The sequence below is a fragment of the Streptomyces sioyaensis genome (genome assembly GCF_004122735.1).
GTDB classification, from domain to species: Bacteria; Actinomycetota; Actinomycetes; order Streptomycetales; family Streptomycetaceae; genus Streptomyces; species Streptomyces sioyaensis.
Genome location: NZ_SDIF01000023.1, coordinates 25450 through 42102 on the forward strand (window position 1 = coordinate 25450; position 16653 = coordinate 42102).

General features: G+C 73.2%; 2 protein-coding genes (1 of these 2 only partly in view). Both read right to left on the reverse strand.

Annotated elements, in window-relative coordinates; translation table 11 throughout:
- Position 1: 1 nt before the first annotated feature.
- Positions 2 to 5947 carry an SDR family NAD(P)-dependent oxidoreductase gene (locus EST54_RS11205; RefSeq protein ID WP_129247457.1) on the reverse strand — a complete coding sequence of 1982 codons (5946 nt, stop codon included), beginning with the start codon at positions 5945 to 5947 and terminating at the stop codon, positions 2 to 4.
- On the reverse strand, positions 5944 to 16653 hold the 3' end of the coding sequence (locus EST54_RS11210) for an SDR family NAD(P)-dependent oxidoreductase (protein WP_161989274.1). Its footprint extends 13347 nt past the window's final position; only the last 10710 of its 24057 coding nucleotides appear in the window; its start codon lies beyond the right edge, outside the window; it ends in the stop codon at positions 5944 to 5946. Before EST54_RS11210 ends, EST54_RS11205 begins: the two co-directional genes overlap by 4 nt.

Sequence of the window (16653 nt, forward strand, 5' to 3'; positions counted from 1 at the left end):
GTCAGCGGCCTCCCTGCACGGAGGTCGCCGGGGCGGCGGCGTCCTCGGCGGCGTAGAGCCGGTCGCAGAGGCGCATCAGCTTGTCGAGCGACTGCGGGGCCGTCATGACCTCGGCGTGCATCGAGGTGTCGACGTCGATGGTGAAGAAGTCGTCGATCTGGTCGGCCCACGCCTGCCAGTACGCGATGCCGTCCACGGTGGGGAGTTCGGGGTTCGGGAAGAGCACCATGTGCTCCTCGAAGGCGCCGAAGAACTTGCCGCCCCGGTTGCGCAGGTAGTAGCAGCGCAGTCCGTCGCGCCGCGGCAGCGGGTCCACCGTGTACGTCTCGCCCTGCGTGGCCTCGAAGTAGCGGGACAGCTGCCGGACGCGGGAGCGCAGCTGCGTCTCGGTCTTGCTGACGCCGCGGTCGAGGGCGGTCTCGATCAGGGAGTCGAGGAACGCCCTGGGTTCCAGGGTGGTGTCGACCTCGTCGCGGCGCAGAATCGGGGTGGCGCCATCATGCGAGTCGAAGCGGTTGTTGCCGAGGATCAGGTTCACGGCGCGGAAGTCGCTCACCTTGGTGACCACGTCGGCGTCGAAGTTCCCGCCGACGATGAGGGCGTTGGCCTTGTTGGTGGACTCGGCGTCCAGCGTGTCCAGCATGACCAGCGTGCGCACGTCGGCGCCCGTCAGCTGGAGCTGCCGCACGGTCTCGTACGCGAACAGGCCGCCCAGGGAGAACCCGCCGATGTCGTACGGGCCTTCCGGCTGTACGGCGAGGATGAGGGACGCGTAGTGCTCGGCCATGGCGTACTGACCGGTGAGGATGTCGGTGGAGTCGATCCAGCCCTTCGGCTGGATGCCGTAGAAGGGGCGCGGGCAGCGTGCGGCCAGCGGGGCGTAGGACTCCACGCCGCCGTTGCCGTGGTGGACCCAGAACACGGGCCGGCCGGAGGTGACGCCGTTCATGCGGACCAGTTCGGGGAAGTCGTTCGGCGAGGCGGGCGCGGTGCTCCGTGCCGGGGCCTTTGCCGGTGCGGCGGCCGCCGGGGCCTCCTCAACGGGAGCCGCCGAAGCGGGCTTTGGGGCGGCCGCCCCTGTGTCGGAGGCCGCGCCGGTGTCGGAGGCCGTGCCGGTCTCAGAGGCCGTGCCGGTGATCGCGTCGACGACGTCCTGCAGCGTTTCGCAGCCGGCGATGACGTCGAGGGTGAGGGACGCGTCGAGGTGCGTCTGCGCCTGGCTGAGGAACTGCATCATGAAGATGGAGTCGAAGCCGTAGTCACCCAAGGGCTTGTCCCACCGCAGGGTCTCGACGTCGACCTCCAGCAGCGTCGCCAGGAGGTCCGCGACGACGGTTCCCACGCTCGACGGTTCGGCCGGCTCGGCCGGCTCGGCGACCGGTGCGGAGGTCGGCATCGTCGCGCCGGCCGGCGCGGGTTCGGCAGGAGCCTCCGGCTCCGGGTGCGCCGGCAGGAAGCGCTCCCGCATCCGGGCGTGGTCGCCGTCGAGGGCGATGGCGCTGGACAGGCCGGTTGCCCAGAGGCGGTCGAGGGCGTCGACGCCCACGGAGGCGCGCATCGGCCGCATGCCCACGGACTCCAGGAGCTGGACGGTCGACGGGTCGGCGCCCATGCCGCCCTTCTCCCACAGCGGCCAGTTCACCATCAGGGTGCGGCCCGACCGGCTGCCCCGGTCCACCAGGGAGTCGCGGTGGGCGGCGTATCCGTCCATGAAGGCGTTGGCGGCGGCGTAGTCGGCCTGTCCGACGTTGCCGAAGGCGGCCATGGAGGAGAAGCCGATGAAGCAGTCGAGCGGGACGGAGGCAGTCGCCTCGTCGAGGTGGCACAGCCCGGCCACCTTGGCCGCGAACACCTCGCGGAGGTCGCCCGCGGTCTTCCTGGCCACGAAGCCGTCGCGCAGCACTCCGGCGGCGTGGACGATGCCGTGCAGCGCGCCGTACTCGGCCTGGACATCGCGCACGACCCGGGTCACGTCGGCGCGGTCGGCGACATCGAGCACGCGGTAGTCGGCACGGGCGCCCCACGCGCGCAGGGCGGTGAGCAGTTCCTGCTGTTCCGGGCCGGCCGGGCTGCGACCGCACAGGACCAGGGCGGGCTTCTCGACGCGCCGGGCGATGTCCTGCGCGAACAGGGCGCCGAGTCCTCCGGCGCCGCCGGTCAGCAGGTAGACGCCGCCGTCGCGCCAGGGCAGTTCGGGGGCGGCCGGTGCGACTTCGTGCCAGTGGGACACCTGCCGGCGTCCTCCGCGGTAGCGCACGGCCTCCTCGGCCGTGTCGGCGCCGTCGCGCCGCAGCCTCCCGGCCAGCTCCGCCGGGGCCAGGGCGCCGTCACCGTCCAGTGCGATCCACTGCGTCAGCAGCTTGGGGTGCTCCATGCGCGCCGTGCGGAGCATGCCGCTCAGCCCACCCAGCCAGGGCGCGTGCGCGGGGGTGACGACCTGGATCAGGCGCGGCTGCCGGGCAGCCTCCGGTGCCTTGTCGCGCAGCAGCTTCAGCAACCGCTCGGCGTACTCGGTGTAGCGGGTGCCGGCCTCGCCGCGGGCCTGCCAGCTTTCGCAGGTGGCGCCGCCCAGCGCCGCGCCGAGCGCGGTGGCGTCCGCCGCCGGGAGTTCGCACAGTACGACGTGCCGCTCGACGTCGTCGCCGTGGTGCTCCGGTGCCGCGCTCTCGCGCCAGTCCGCCTGGATCAGCAGTGCGGGCGTGGTGGTCGGCTCGGCGGCGCGGCGCGCCGGGCTCGGCTTCATGCGTGTGGAGAAGCCCAGCAGACGCACGCAGACGTTGCCCTGCGTGTCACAGAGGTCGATGTCCATGCGGCGTACGCCGGCGTCGCGGCGGTCGTCCGTGGCACCGCGCACGAGCGCCCAGCCCTCGGCCGGGGTGGGGGCCAGGACCTGTACCTCGCGCACGGTGAACGGAAGTGCCGTCCCCTGCCGGGCGTCGACGTGCTCGCCCAGCGCCAGTCCCAGGGTCGCCTGGAGGGCGGCGTCGAGCATGACCGGGTTGAGCGTCAGCGGGGATGCCGCCGCCTCGGGGAGGAGGAGGCGGGCAAGGACGGTGTCCGCACCGTGGTACAGCTCCTGCACGGCCCGGAACGCGGGGCCGTATCCCATGCCCATGCGCGCGAACAGCGCGTAGCACTCGGCGCCGTCACGCCGGAGCGGGAGGTTCGCGCGCAGTGCGTCGATGTCGTGGACGTCGTCGGTGGCGCGGAGTGCGGGGTCGGCGTGTGCGGTGCCGTTCGCGTGCAGGACGCGGTCGCCGGGGCCGTGGGCGTACACCTCGAATGTCCCACCGGCCGGGTCCACGTCGACGGCGAGGGTGCGCGGTGCCGTCATCTCCAGGGGACGCAGCCAGGTCACGTCGCGCAGGCGCACGCCCGTGGCGGTGACTCCGGAGGTGGCCCGGACGAGCGCGTCGCGCACGAACTCCAGGTAGGCGGCGCCGGGCAGGACGGGCGTGTCCCCCACGCGGTGGTCGCTCACGTAGAACTCGTGCCCGGTCAGGTCGCGGCGGTAGGGCGACGGTGGTGCGCCCGGCGCCGCGGCCACCGGGGCCGGGGGCCGGGTCGTGCTCTTCGCGTCAGTGATCCAGTAGCGCTTCAGCTGGAACGGGTAGACGGGCAGCGGGATGCGCCGCATCGGTCGGCCGGCGTACAGGCGCCGCCAGTCCACGTCGAAGCCGGTGACCCAGAGTTTGAGCAGGCGTCCGAGTTTGCCCTTGGCTATCCAGCTGTCGATGGCGAGGGCGATGTCGTCGTCCCCGGCGAGCTCGTTCCAAGGCGCCGGGCGCTGTGCCCGTCCGGTGTGGAGGCCCTGTGCGGTGCCGCCGTCGAGGAAGGCGCCCAGCCGCTCGCGCAGGTCGGCGAGCGAGGAGGTCAGGAAGGCGAGGCGCTCGTCCATCGCGACGCGGCCCACCTGCAGCGTGTGGGCGAGGTGCGGCAGGTCGGCCTCGCCGAGCGCGCCCGCGTCGATCCGGTCGGCCAGCTGCCGGGCCCGGGCGCGCAGCGTCTCGGGCTCCGGGGCCGACAGGACGACGGCCACGGGGTCCGGTGTGCTCACCGGCGGTACGGGGCGCGGCACGTACTCCTCAAGGACGACGTGGGCGTTGACGCCGCCGAAGCCGAAGGAGCTGACACCGGCCCGGCGCGGCAGCTCACGGCCCTCCGCGTCGTGCGGGGCGGGCCAGGGCTGCTGTTCGCGTACGAGGTGGAACGGGCTGCCGTCGAGGTCGATGTAGGGGTTGACGGTGTCGCAGTGCAGACTCTTGGCGAGCGTGCGGTGCCGCATCTGCAGCAGCACCTTGATCACACCGGCGACACCCGCCGCGAGTTCGAGGTGGCCGATGTTGGTCTTCACCGAACCGATACCGCAGTGGGCCTCCTCCACCACCGCGCCGTGCTCCTCGTACAGCTCCCGGAAAGCGGCCTTGAGCCCGTTGATCTCGACCGGGTCACCCAGCTTGGTGCCGGTGCCGTGGGCCTCGATGTAGCCCACCGTCCGAGGGTCGATGCCCGCGGTGCTGTAGGCGCGCCGGATCAGGGCGGCCTGGGCCCTGGGGTTGGGCGCGGTCAGGGAGTTGGAGCGGCCGCCGTGGTTCTCGGCCGTCGCGCGGATGACGCCGTAGACGTGGTCGCCGTCGCGCTCGGCCGCCGACAGGCTCTTGAGCACCAGCATGCCCACGCCCTCACCACGGGCATAACCATCCGCAAGATCGGAGAAGGTCTTGCAGCGTCCCTCGACGCTGAGCATCCCGGACTTGCTGAAGCTGACGTGGCCATCGGGGATCACCATGGTGTTGATACCGCCGACGACGGCCATGTCGCACTCGCCGCGTTCGATCGAGATGACGCCGCGGTGCATGGCGACCAGGGAACTCGAACAGGCCGTCTCGATCGGCTCGCTCGGCCCGTGTACGTCCAGGAAGTAGCTCATCCGGTTCGGGCCGACGGAGGGGACGCTGCCCGTGGGCGTGACGCTCTCGCCCCTGCCGCTGCTGCGGTCGGAGAGCAGGCCGTAGCCGGTGTCGCTGGTGCCGACGAACAGGCCGAGGCTGCTCCCGGCCAGGGCGTCGGCGGCGTAGCCGGCGTCCTCCAGCGCCTTCCACACGTACAGCATCAACAGGCGCTGCTGCGGGTCCATGTGGACGGCGTCCTTCGGGGCGATGCCGAAGAACAGCGGATCGAAGTCGGCGACGCCATCGATGAAGCCGCCCCACTTCACGTTGGTGCGGCCCGGTTCCTGGAAGGGGTCGCCGAAGAGGGCGCGCCAGTCCCACCGGTCGGCGGGGACTTCCGCGATGCAGTCGCGGCCGTCGCGCAGGTTCCGCCAGAACGCGTCGAGGTCCTCGGCCTGGGGGAACCTGCCGCTCATGCCGACCACCGCGATCGGGTCGTCGTGCCGGTCGGCGGGCTGCGGGACGGGTACGGCCCGTGCGGGGACGGCCGCGGCCGGCACAGGCGCACCGACGGGCTCCGCGGCCGCGGGCTCCGCGGCGGCGCCTGGCGACCGCAGCCCCAGGCGGGCGGCCAGCGCGGGGCCGTACTCGTCGGTCAGGTGGGCGCCGAAGGCCTGGATCGTCGCGTGCTCGAACAGCACGGTGGGCACGAGCTCCAGGCCCAGGGCGTCGTTCACCATGTTCACCAGCTGGGTGATGACGAGGGAGTCGAGCCCGTATTCGCTGAGGTCGACGTTCACGTCCAGGTCGGCCGTGGTGACCTTGAGCAGCTCGCAGACCTTCTCCACCACGACGGCGCAGACCCGCTCCGTCAGGGCCTCGGTGTCGGCGACGTCAGCCGGCTGTGCGGTCCGCGTCCGTGCTTGCGCCTGCCCCTGCTCCTGCTCCTGCTGCTTCCAGTCGCGGATCAGGCGGAGCGCTTCGTCCTGTCCCACCTGTCCGTCGCGAATGAGCCGGTGCAGGTCGTCCAGGGATGCGATGCGGGTGGTGCTCATGCCAGGCTCCTCTTGAATTCGTCCGCGCTCATCTCGCGTCGGCCAATGGCTTCGATCAGGTCCAGCAGGTAGGCGTCGTCGGACCCGGACGGCGGCTCGGGTGCCTGTTCGGCGGGTCGGGTGGGCTCGCTGTCACCGGTGGACTCGCTGCCGCCGAGCGTGCGGACGCTGAAGCCGCGCAGCCGTACGCACACCTCGCCGTCGTCGTCGCAGAGGTCGAGGTCGAGGCGGCGCACGGCGCCCACGTGGTCGTCCTCGGCGAAGCGGACGACGACCCAGCCGGTGGCCGGGACCGCCCGCAGCACCTCCAGCTCGCCCAGGGCGAACGGCAGCGCCGTGCGCGGCGTGCCGGGGTCGTCGACGAAGAGGCCGACCGTGGCTTGAAGGGCGGCGTCGAGCATGCCCGGGTTGAGTACATGGCCGCTCTCGCGGGACGCGGCGGCGGGCAGCTTCAGCCGCGCCACCGACTGCCGCGAGCCGGTGTGCAGGCGCTCGATGCCGCGCAGTGCCGGGCCGTAGGCCATGCCGATGCCGGTGAAGCGCGCGTAGCAGGCTTCGTTGTCGAGCACGGGCCCGTCGCACTGCGCGCGCAGGGCCGCGAGGTCGAGCCGCTCGGCGGGCACCGGTGTTGCGCGCCGCAGCTGGCCGCGGCCGAAGGTGACGCGTGCGCCGTCCTCGTCCACCGCGTACACCTCGTAGCTCAGTCCGCCGCCGGCCCGGGTGGTCAGCGCGGTGTGCACGTCGGTCGCCTTCTCGACGGTGAGCGGGCGCAGCCAGGACGCCAACTTCAGCGACCAGGCGCGTTCGTGGCCGCCGGCCGCCTGGACCGCGGCAGCGCGCGCCATCTCCAGGTACGCCACCGCCGGCAGCACCGGCACGGCGTCCGCGCGGACGTCGTAGGCGGTGGGCCGGCGGCCGGGCCGCCAGCCGGAGACCGTCTCCATCACCTGGGCCCGTACGCGGTGGTCGGCGAGGAAGAACTCGCGGCCGGTGAAGTGCGAGGTGTAGCGGTGCTCGTTCAGGTCCGACGTGTTCGTGTGCACCAGCGGGTGCAGTGCCTCCGTCCGTGTGCCGTTCGCGGGGCGCGAGGTGTCGACCCAGTAGCGCCGGAGGCGGAACGGGTAGGTCGGCAGGGAGATCCGGCGCGGGCGGCGCCCGGTGTGGAGGCGGTCCCAGTCGAAGGGGGCGCCGTTCACCCATGCCTGGAGCAGGCGGGACCGGTCGTGCCGGCCGGCGCTGTCGTGGTCGTCGTGCGGGCCGAACCCGGCCGGTGCGTCCGGAAGGTCGACGCCGCGCGGGACCTTGCCGCGGAAGACGTCGGCCGCGGGCTCGCCGCGCAGCCAGGACTCCAGTGCCTCCCTCAGCTCGCCGGCCGTGCGGGCCAGGCAGGCGAGGCGCTCGGTCATGTGCGTGCGTCCGGTCTGCGTGGTGTAGGCGATCGACGCCATGTCGGTGTCGTCGTAGTCGCCGCGGCGCAGTGCGTCCACCCAGCGCTCGGCGAGTTCGCACAGCACGTCGGGGTGGGTCGCCGACAGGACGACAGGGACGGGTGCGGTGGGCGCCCGGTCCGGCTCGGGGGCGGGGCGCGGCACGTACTCCTCAAGGACGACGTGGGCGTTGACGCCGCCGAAGCCGAAGGAGCTGACACCGGCCCGGCGCGGCAGCTCACGGCCCTCCGCGTCGCGCGGGGCGGGCCAGGGCTGCTGTTCGCGTACGAGGTGGAACGGGCTGCCGTCGAGGTCGATGTAGGGGTTGACGGTGTCGCAGTGCAGACTCTTGACCAGCGTGCGGTGCCGCATCTGCAGCAGCACCTTGATCACGCCGGCCACGCCCGCCGCGAGTTCGAGGTGGCCGATGTTGGTCTTCACCGAGCCGATACCGCAGTGGGCCTCCTCCACCACCGCGCCGTGCTCCTCGTACAGCTCCCGGAACGCGGCCTTGAGCCCGTTGATCTCGACCGGGTCACCCAGCTTGGTGCCGGTGCCGTGGGCCTCGATGTAGCCCACCGTCCGAGGGTCGATCCCGGCCTTCCCGTAGGCCTCCCGCAGGAGGGCGGCCTGGGCCTTGGGGTTGGGGGCGGTCAGGGAACTGCCCCGGCCGCCGTGGTTCTCGGCCGTCGCGCGGATGACGCCGTAGACGTGGTCGCCGTCGCGCTCGGCCGCCGACAGGCTCTTGAGCACCAGCATGCCCACGCCCTCACCACGGGCATAACCATCCGCACGGTCGGAGAAGGTCTTGCACCGGCCTTCGGGGCTGAGCATGCCCGCCTTGGAGATGCTGATGTGCCCGTCGACGCTGACCATGGTGTTGACGCCGCCGGCGATGGCCAGGTCCGACTGACCGTCGCGGATGGCCTGGACGGCCCGGTGCAGGGCGACGAGCGCGCTCGAACAGGCCGTGTCGACGGGCTCGCTCGGACCGTGCAGGTCAAGGAAGTAGCTCATCCGGTTCGGGCCCATCGAGGGGGCCGCGCCGGTGATGTCGTATCCCTCGATCATCGGCGAGTACCGGGTGACGAGGGTGCTGTAGCCGGTGCTGGTGGTGCCGGCGATGAGGGCCGTGTTCGTGCCCGCGAGGGCATCCGCCGAGTACCCGGCGTCCTCCAGCGCCTTCCATACGTACATCAGCAGGAGCCGCTGCTGCGGATCCATCAACTCCGCTTCCTTGGGGGAGATGTCGAAGAACAGCGGGTCGAAGTCGCCGACGCCGTCCATGAAGCCGCCGGACGTCACGTTCGACGTGTTGGGCTCCTTGACGGGGTCGCCGTAGTGGGCGCGCCAGTCCCAGCGGTCCGCGGGGACCTCACGGGTGCAGTCGCGGCCTTCGCTGAGGTTCTCCCAGAACGCGTCGAGATCGTCGGCCATCGGGAAGCGGCCGCTGATGCCGATGACGGCGATCGGCTCGTTCCCGGGCGCATCGGTACGGGACGCGGTGGTGTCGGCGGTGGCGGGCTCCAGGGCGGCGGGGACGACGGCCGCGCGCGGTTCCTGCTGCTGTCCCGCGGTGTCTGCGACGCGGTCGGCGTGGTGGTCGAGGAGGTGGTCGACCACCCCGTCCAGGGTGGGGTTCTCGAAGAACAGGGTCGGTGCCAGCGAGAGCCCGAACTCGGCGTTGAGGGCGTTGGCGAAGCCGATGAACGAGAGGGAGTCGAAGCCGTAGCGGGTCATCTCGGCCGTGCCGGTGATCCGTTCGGCGGGCACGTCCAGCAGGTCGGACACGCGGGCGATCAGCTTCTTCAGCAGCGCCTTGTGCCGCTGTTCCCGGCCGGCCGTCGCGACGGGCGCGGCGGCGCTTTCGGGCCCGGCGGAGCGCTCGGGCGCGGGAGCCGGCGGGACCGTCCCGAAGTGATGGGGGTGGTTGTCGAGCAGGTGGTCCACGACCTCTCCCAGGGTGAGGTGTTCGGGGAAGGGCTTGGGCACGGGCGGAAGCCCGAACTCCGTGGTGAGGCGGCCGGCGAACCCGATGAGCGAGACGGGGTCGAACCCGTACTCGCTCAGCTGCACCGCGCCGTCGAGCTCCTCCGCCGGCACGCCCAGCACGGCGCAGGCGTGGCCGAGGGCGCGGCCGAGGACCTTCGCGTGCAGGGTGGCGCGGTCGGGTGCGGTCACCGCCGGTACGGCGCCCGTGGCCTCCGGGGCTGCCAGGAGGGTGGCGTCGAGGCGGGCACGGTCGCCGAAGACGGCCAGGACGTGCGGGTCGCCGGTGCCGTAGGCGCGTTCCAGCGCCTCCACGCCGTGCGCGGCGCGCATCGGCACCATGCCGACGCTGTCGTGCAGGCGGCGTTCGGTGGCGGCGTCCACCGTCATGCCGCCGTCGGCCCACAGGGGCCAGCCGACCACCAGTGTGCGGCCGCGGCGCTCGCCCCTGGCCACCCGCTCGTGGCGGAGGCCGGCGTAGGCGTCCATGAAGGCGTTGGCCGCCGCGTAGTCGCCCTGGCCCTGGTTGCCGTACGCCGACAGTGAGGAGAATCCGATGAAGCAGTCCAGGTCGAGAGCGGCGGTGGCTTCGTCGAGGTGGACGAAGCCGGCGACCTTGGCGGCGAGGACCTCCCGCAGCTCTTCGGCGCTCTTACGGGCAAGGTAGCCGTCGCGCACCACACCGGCGGTGTGGACGACGCCGTCGAGGCGGCCGTGCTCGGCGACGATGCCCTGCACGCAGGCGGTCACGGCGTCGCGTTCGGCGACGTCCAGCGTCCGGTAGGCGGCCGAGGCCCCCAAGTCGACCAGTTCACGCAGGAGTTCACGCTGGGCGGGGCCTTCCGGCGAGCGCCCGCAGAGCACGAGGGCGGCGCCGGGCGCCCGTCGGGCGATCTCGCGGGCGAACAGTGCCCCGAGCCCGCCGGCTCCCCCGGTCAGAAGGTAGACGCCGCCGGCTTTCCACGGCCGGGCCGGCGGGGCGTCCGCAACGGCGGTCCACTGCGGCACCCGGCGCTGCCCGCCGGAGTACCGCACGGCCACGTCGTCGGGGCTCGCCGCGTCCCGGCGCAGGCGCTCGCACAGCGTCGCGGCGTCGACGGGCGTCTCCACCTCGACGAGCTGGGTCAGCAGTTTGGGGTGCTCCATGCGGGCCGTGCGCAGCAGGCCGCCCAGGCCCGCGAGGACCCGGTTCTCGCCGTCGGCGGACACGACCACCTGCAGCAGGACCTGCCCGTCGCGGGTCGCCGGGACGAGCTGCTGGAGGCGGGCCAGCACCGTCTCCGCCTGGCGGGTGAAACACCGGGCCGGATCGCCGTCGGCGGGCAATGCGGTGCAGGGCACACCGAGCCCGTCCCGGACCGCCGCGGGGTCGGTCCCTACGAGCCCCCCGAGCAGCACCTCGTACCGCACCGGCGGACGCGACGCCCGAGTGGGCTCGGCCGGGCGCCAGCCGGCACGCATGAGGGTGAGCGTCGCGCCTCCGGTGTTCTCCCCGCCGGCGTTGTCGTCACCGGCGGACAGGACGCGTGCGGTGAACCCGAGCAGGCGGACGCACACGTTGCCGTCGTCGTCGCACAGTTCGATGTCGACGCGGCGTACGGCTCCGCCACCGTCGCCCGCTGCGGGCCGCACCACGGCCCACCCGCCGGATGGGCTGGGCGCGAGCAGCTGCACCTCCTCCAGGACGAAGGGCAGTGCCGGCTCCACGGTGTCGGTGTCCTCGGCCAGTGACAGGCCCAAGGTGGCCTGTACGGCGGCGTCGAGCATCGACGGGTGCAGGTCCCAGTCGGCGCCGTCCCGGGCGGCCTGCGGCAGGCTCAGGCGTGCGACGGCGAGCCCGGCGCCGACGTGGATCCGCCGGATGCCGCGCATGGCCGGGCCGTAGCCGATGCCCATGCGGTCGAAGAGCCGGTAGCAGTCGTCGTGTTCCAGAGTGCGCACGTCGCACCGGGCGCGCAGCGCGGCGATGTCCAGGCGCGCGGGTGACGGCGTCCCGCACCTCTCGATGCGTCCTTGCCCGTGGACCACGGGCTGTTCGCCGTCGGCCGCCGTGGTGATCTCGTAGGTCAAGGCGTCGTCCTCGCCCGGCCGCAGCGCGATCTCGACCGCGGTCGGCCCGGTGATCCGTGCGGGGCGCGACCAGACGACGTTGCGCAGGCGGGCGTTGGCGGCATCGACGCCCTCGGCCCGGGCCGCCGCGTACGCCAGCTCCAGGTAGGCCACGCCGGGGAGCACCGGCACGTTGCGCACCCGGTGGTCGTCGAGGAAGAACTCGCGGCCGGTCAGCTCGACGGCGAAGGACGACGAGCCGGGATCACCGGTCAGCCGGCGGCCTTCCAGCGGCGACGGGGCCGCAACGGGGACCGGGGCGCGTACCGGAGCGGAGGCCAGGGGCGCAGCGGGGGCCGCCGGACGCGATCCGACCCAGTAGCGCTCGCCCGCGAACGGGTAGGCCGGGAGCGACACGATACGGAAGCCGCCGTCGGCGAAGAGCGGGGCGAAGCCCGGATCGTGTCCCTGGGCGAAGAGCCCGGCCAGCTCGGTGAGGCTGTCGTGACGGTCGGGCTCGGTCATCAGGCGGCCGGCGCGGGCGTCCTCGGCGGGGTCCTGGCGGCGGTGCCCGTCGGGCGCCTCACCGGTGACCACGCCCTCCGCCCGGCCGTCGCGCAGCCAGGTCCGCAGGGCGGCGACGAGCTGCTCGCGGTCCGTGGCCACGCCCGCCCAGCGGTGGCTGCAGTGGCGGCGTCCGGTGGCCAGGGTGTATGCCACGTCGCCCAGGTCCAGGTCCTCATGGGCGAGGGCGTGGTCCAGCAGGCGCTCGGCCTGGGCTCGGCGGCCGGCGTCGTCCTGTGCCGACAGGACGATCAGCCAGGCATGCCGGGGGCCGTGCCCGGCGGTCCGCACGGCGGGGGCCTGTTCGATCAGGGCGTGCGCGTTGGTGCCCGCGGCGCCGAACGAGCTGACGCCGGCGCGGCGCGGACCGTCGGCGGGTGCGGGCCACGGGCGCAGTTCCGTGTTGACGTAGAAGGGGCTGCCCTCCAGCGTGATCGCCGGGTTGGCCCGGCGGAAGTGCAGCGACGGGGGCAGCTGCTCGTTCCTGAGCGCCAGCAGCACCTTGATGACGCCGGCCACGCCCGCGGCGAACTGGGTGTGCCCGAGGCTGGTCTTGACGGATCCCAGGGCGCAGCCTCCCTCGGGCACGTCGCCGAACGCGGCGCGCAGGGCCTCGAACTCGATGGGGTCGCCCAGCGGCGTGCCGGTCCCGTGCGCCTCGATCAGCTGGATGCCGGCGGGGTCGACGCCGGCGCCCTCGTGGACGCCGCGCAGGAGACGTTCCTGCGATCCGGCGCTGGGCGCGGTGAGCCCGTTGGTGGTGCCGTCCTGGTTCATGCCGGAGCCGCGGATCACGCCGTAGACCTGGTCGCCGTCGCGCAGCGCGTCGGCGAGCCGCTTGAGCACGACCACGCCGGCGCCCTCCCCCGGCACGAAGCCGTCGGCGCGCTCGTCGAAGGTGTGGCAGCGCCCGCGGGCGGACAGCATGTTCGCCCGCACGGCGGACCGGTAGAAGGTCGGCGTGGACTGGACGAAGACTCCGCCCGCCAGCGCCATGGACGTGTTGCCCAGGCGGAGGTCCTGGCAGGCCTGGTGAATGGCCACCAGCGAACTGGAGCAGGCGGTGTCGACCGCCAGGGCGGCACCCTGCAGGTCGAGGAAGTAGGAGATCCGTGAGGCGATGACCGAGGAGATGTTGCCCCACAGGGTCTGCGGTGGCGCGTCGTCGCCGATCAGCTGCTGGTAGTCGCTGGGTGCGCCGCCGACGTAGACGCCGCACCCGCGGCCGTCGAGCCGTTCGCCGGCGTAGCCCGCGTCCTCCAGGGCGTGCCAGCACTCCTCCAGGAAGATGCGCTGTTGCGGGTCGGTGTAGGTGGCTTCCTTACCGGACATGCGGAAGAACCAGGCGTCGAAGCGCTCGATGTCGTCGACGAAACTTCCGTACTGGCGCGCGGCGCCCGCGCCCAGCTCCTCGTCCAGGTCCCAGCGGGTGACCTCGCCCACCAGGTCGTCGCCCGCGGCGAGGTGTGCCCACAGGGCGGCGGCGTCGGGCGACTGCGCGAACCGGGCGGCGATGCCCACCACGGCGATGCCGTCGTCGGCCGGGGAGTTCGGGACGACCGGGGCGTCCGGTTCGTCCGCTGGGGCCGGGAGGGAAGCCGGGACGGAGGCCGGGACGGCGGGCGCTGCCGCGGCGGAGCCGACGGGAGCGGCCGGAGCGACGGCCTCGGCTGCCGGCCCGCGCAGGGCGCCGGAGGGCCGCAACTGCGGCCCGTACCGGGTGACCAGATGGTCCGTCAGCCGGTCGAGCGAGCTGTGCTGGAACAGCGCGGTGCTCGGCAGATCGACGGCGAAGGCGTGGTTGACCGCGGCGACGAGCTTGACGCTGAGGATCGAGTCCACGCCGTAGTCGGAGAAGGACGCCTGCGGGTCGATCTCGTCGGGCTCCATCATCAGCACGCGGGACAGCTCGGCCAGCAGCAGTTCACCGGCCTGGTACCGCACGGTCGCCTCGTCCGTGTCCGGCGTCCGCTGCGCGGGGGCCGGCCGGACGGGCTCGGGCGACGGGGCGGGCTCGGCCGACCGAGCGGCACGGCCGTTCGCGGCCTCCGGGGCCTGGTGGCGCCGGCCCGGAGCAGCGGCTGTCGGCCAGTAGCTCTTGCGCTGGAACGGGTAGGTGGGCAGCGGCGTGCGGCGTACGTCGAGGCCGGAGAACAGCGGCGCGAAGTCGACCTCTTCGCCGTTCAGGTACCGGGCCCGGGCGCGCTCCGGCGCGCTGTCGCCACGCCCGTCGGCGCTGTCGCCGCGCCCGTCGGCCAGCCAGGCCGCCAGCTGTTGTACGAGCGCCTCGCGGTCCGCGGCGACGAAGGCCGCGCGGTGGGTGAAGTGGTCTCGGCCGGCCGCCAGCGTGTAGCTGACGTCGCCCAGCGCGGCGTCGGGTGTGCGGCGCAGGTACGCCAAGAGGTCCTCGGCGCGGTGGTGCAGCGCCTCGGGCTGCTGGGCGGACAGGACGAACAGCAGCTCGCCCTCCGCCTGCCGGCGCCCGTCACGGGCCGGGGCGTTCTCCACGACCAGGTGGCCGTTGGTGCCGCTGAAGCCGAACGCGCTCAGGGCGGCGACGCGCTTGCCCTGGCCGTTGGGCTGCCACGGCCGCAGCGTGGTGTTCACGTGGAAGGGGCTTTCGGTGAGTCGGATCGCGGGGTTGGTCTCGTAGTGGTGGAGGGACGGCGGGATCTGACCGTGGCGCAGGGCGAGCACGACCTTGAGCAGGGAAGCCACGCCCGCGGCGGAGGTGGTGTGACCGAGGTTCGTCTTGATCGAGCCGAGTGCGCAGGTGTCGCTGCCGCCGGCCGTGCCGAACGCGCCGACCAGGGCCTGGCATTCGATGGGGTCGCCGAGCTGGGTGCCGGTGCCGTGTGCCTCGACCATGCCGATCTCGGCCGGGTCGATGCCGAATTCGGTGTGCACCTGGCGGATGAGGCGTTCCTGCGACAGGGCGCTGGGGGCGGTGATGCCGTTGGTCGCCCCGTCCTGGTTGACGGCGGAGCCGCGGATCACGGCGTGGATGTGGTCACCGTCGGCCAGTGCGTCGGACAGCCGGCGGAGCACCACGACGCCCACGCCCTCGCCGGGGACGAATCCGTCGGCGGCGGCGTCGAAGGTGTGGCACTTGCCGGTGGGCGAGAGCATCCCGCCGCGGCCGGCCGCCAGGTAGGTGTCCGGGGTGGTCTGGACGCTGACGCCTCCCGCGAGGGCCATGTCGGTTTCGCCGCTCCACAGGCCCTGGCAGGCGAGGTGGACGGCGACCAGTGAGCTGGAGCAGGCCGTGTCGACCGCGATGGCGGGACCCTGGAGGTTCAGGTGGTAGGCGATGCGCGCCGGTACGACCGAGGGCGCGTTGCCCCATGCCGCCTGGGCGGGCGGCGCGTCCTCGAACCACTGGGGGTAGTCGCCGCCGGTGCAGCCGGCGTAGACGCCGCACCGGCGGCCGTCGAGCGCGGAGCCCGCGTAGCCGGCATCCTCGATGGCCGTCCACGCCTGTTCGAGGAACAGCCGCTGCTGGGGGTCGGTGTAGGTGGCTTCGAGGCCGGTCAGGTTGAAGAAGCGGGCGTCGAACCGGTCGATGCCGTCGAGGAAGCTGCCCGCGCGGCATGACAGTTGGTCCTGGCTGTAGCCGGAGAGGTCCCACCGTTCGACCGGGCCCACGAGGTCGCGGCCGGCGGCGAGGTGCTGCCAGAGGGCGTCGGTGTCGGCCGACTGCGCGAAGCGGCCGCTGATCCCGACGATGGCGATGGGCTCGCGTCCTTCGGGACGGTCCGGTGCTCCGGCGGCGTCCGGTGCGGGCACCGGTGCCGCCGCGGCGGGGGCCGGTTGCGGCCGGTGGCTCTCGGCGATGTGGGCGGCGAGCTGCGCCACGCTGCGGTAGTCGAAGACGACCGTGGTCGGCAGGTCGGTCCCCAGCTCCTCGTTGAGGCGCTGGACGAACCGGACGCCGACGATGGAGTCGAGGCCGTAGTCGGCGAACGCCCGGTCCGGGCCGATCCGGTCGGCGGGCATGCGCAGCGCGTCGGCGAGCGCGGCCAGCACCACGTCCGTGACGGTCCGGACCGAAGCGGAGGCAGGGGCCGGAGCCGCGGTCTCCGCCGACGGCCGGGAGCTAGGGCTGCTCATCTCGGGCGTTCCGGAGAGCAGGCGCGGGCTGCGGGCGAGACCGTCGCTGTGCGCCACGACGACCTGCTGCCCGAGCGCCAGGGCGTCCCGCGCCGGGTGGCGGATGCCGGTGAAGCCCTCCTGCTCCAGTACGAGCTGCCAGGCCGCCGGCGACAGCGCGGGGCTGCCGGGCACGCGCAGTTCGGCGTCGTCGTAGAGCCACCAGCCGTCGAGCAGGCCGAAGGTGAGGTGGTTGACGAGGTAGAAGCCGCTGATCTCGTTGAGGGCCAGCAGGCCGTTGCCGCGCAGCAGCGCCTTGGCGTGCCGCAGGGCCGGGCGGATGTTGTCGGTGGCGTGCAGCACGTTGGCCGCGATGACGACGTCGAAGGCGCCGGTGTCGAGCCCTTGGGTGTGCGGGGGCCTGGCCGCGTCGAAGATGCGGTAGGTGAGGTGGTCGCGGCCCGGCCCGAAGGTGTCCTCGGCGTTCTGCAGGAATGCCGGGGACAGGTCGGTGAAGCAGTACTCGGCCAGGTCGACCCCTTCGCGGGCGAGGCGGTCGAGCACCGGGCCGGTGGTTCCGCCGGTGCC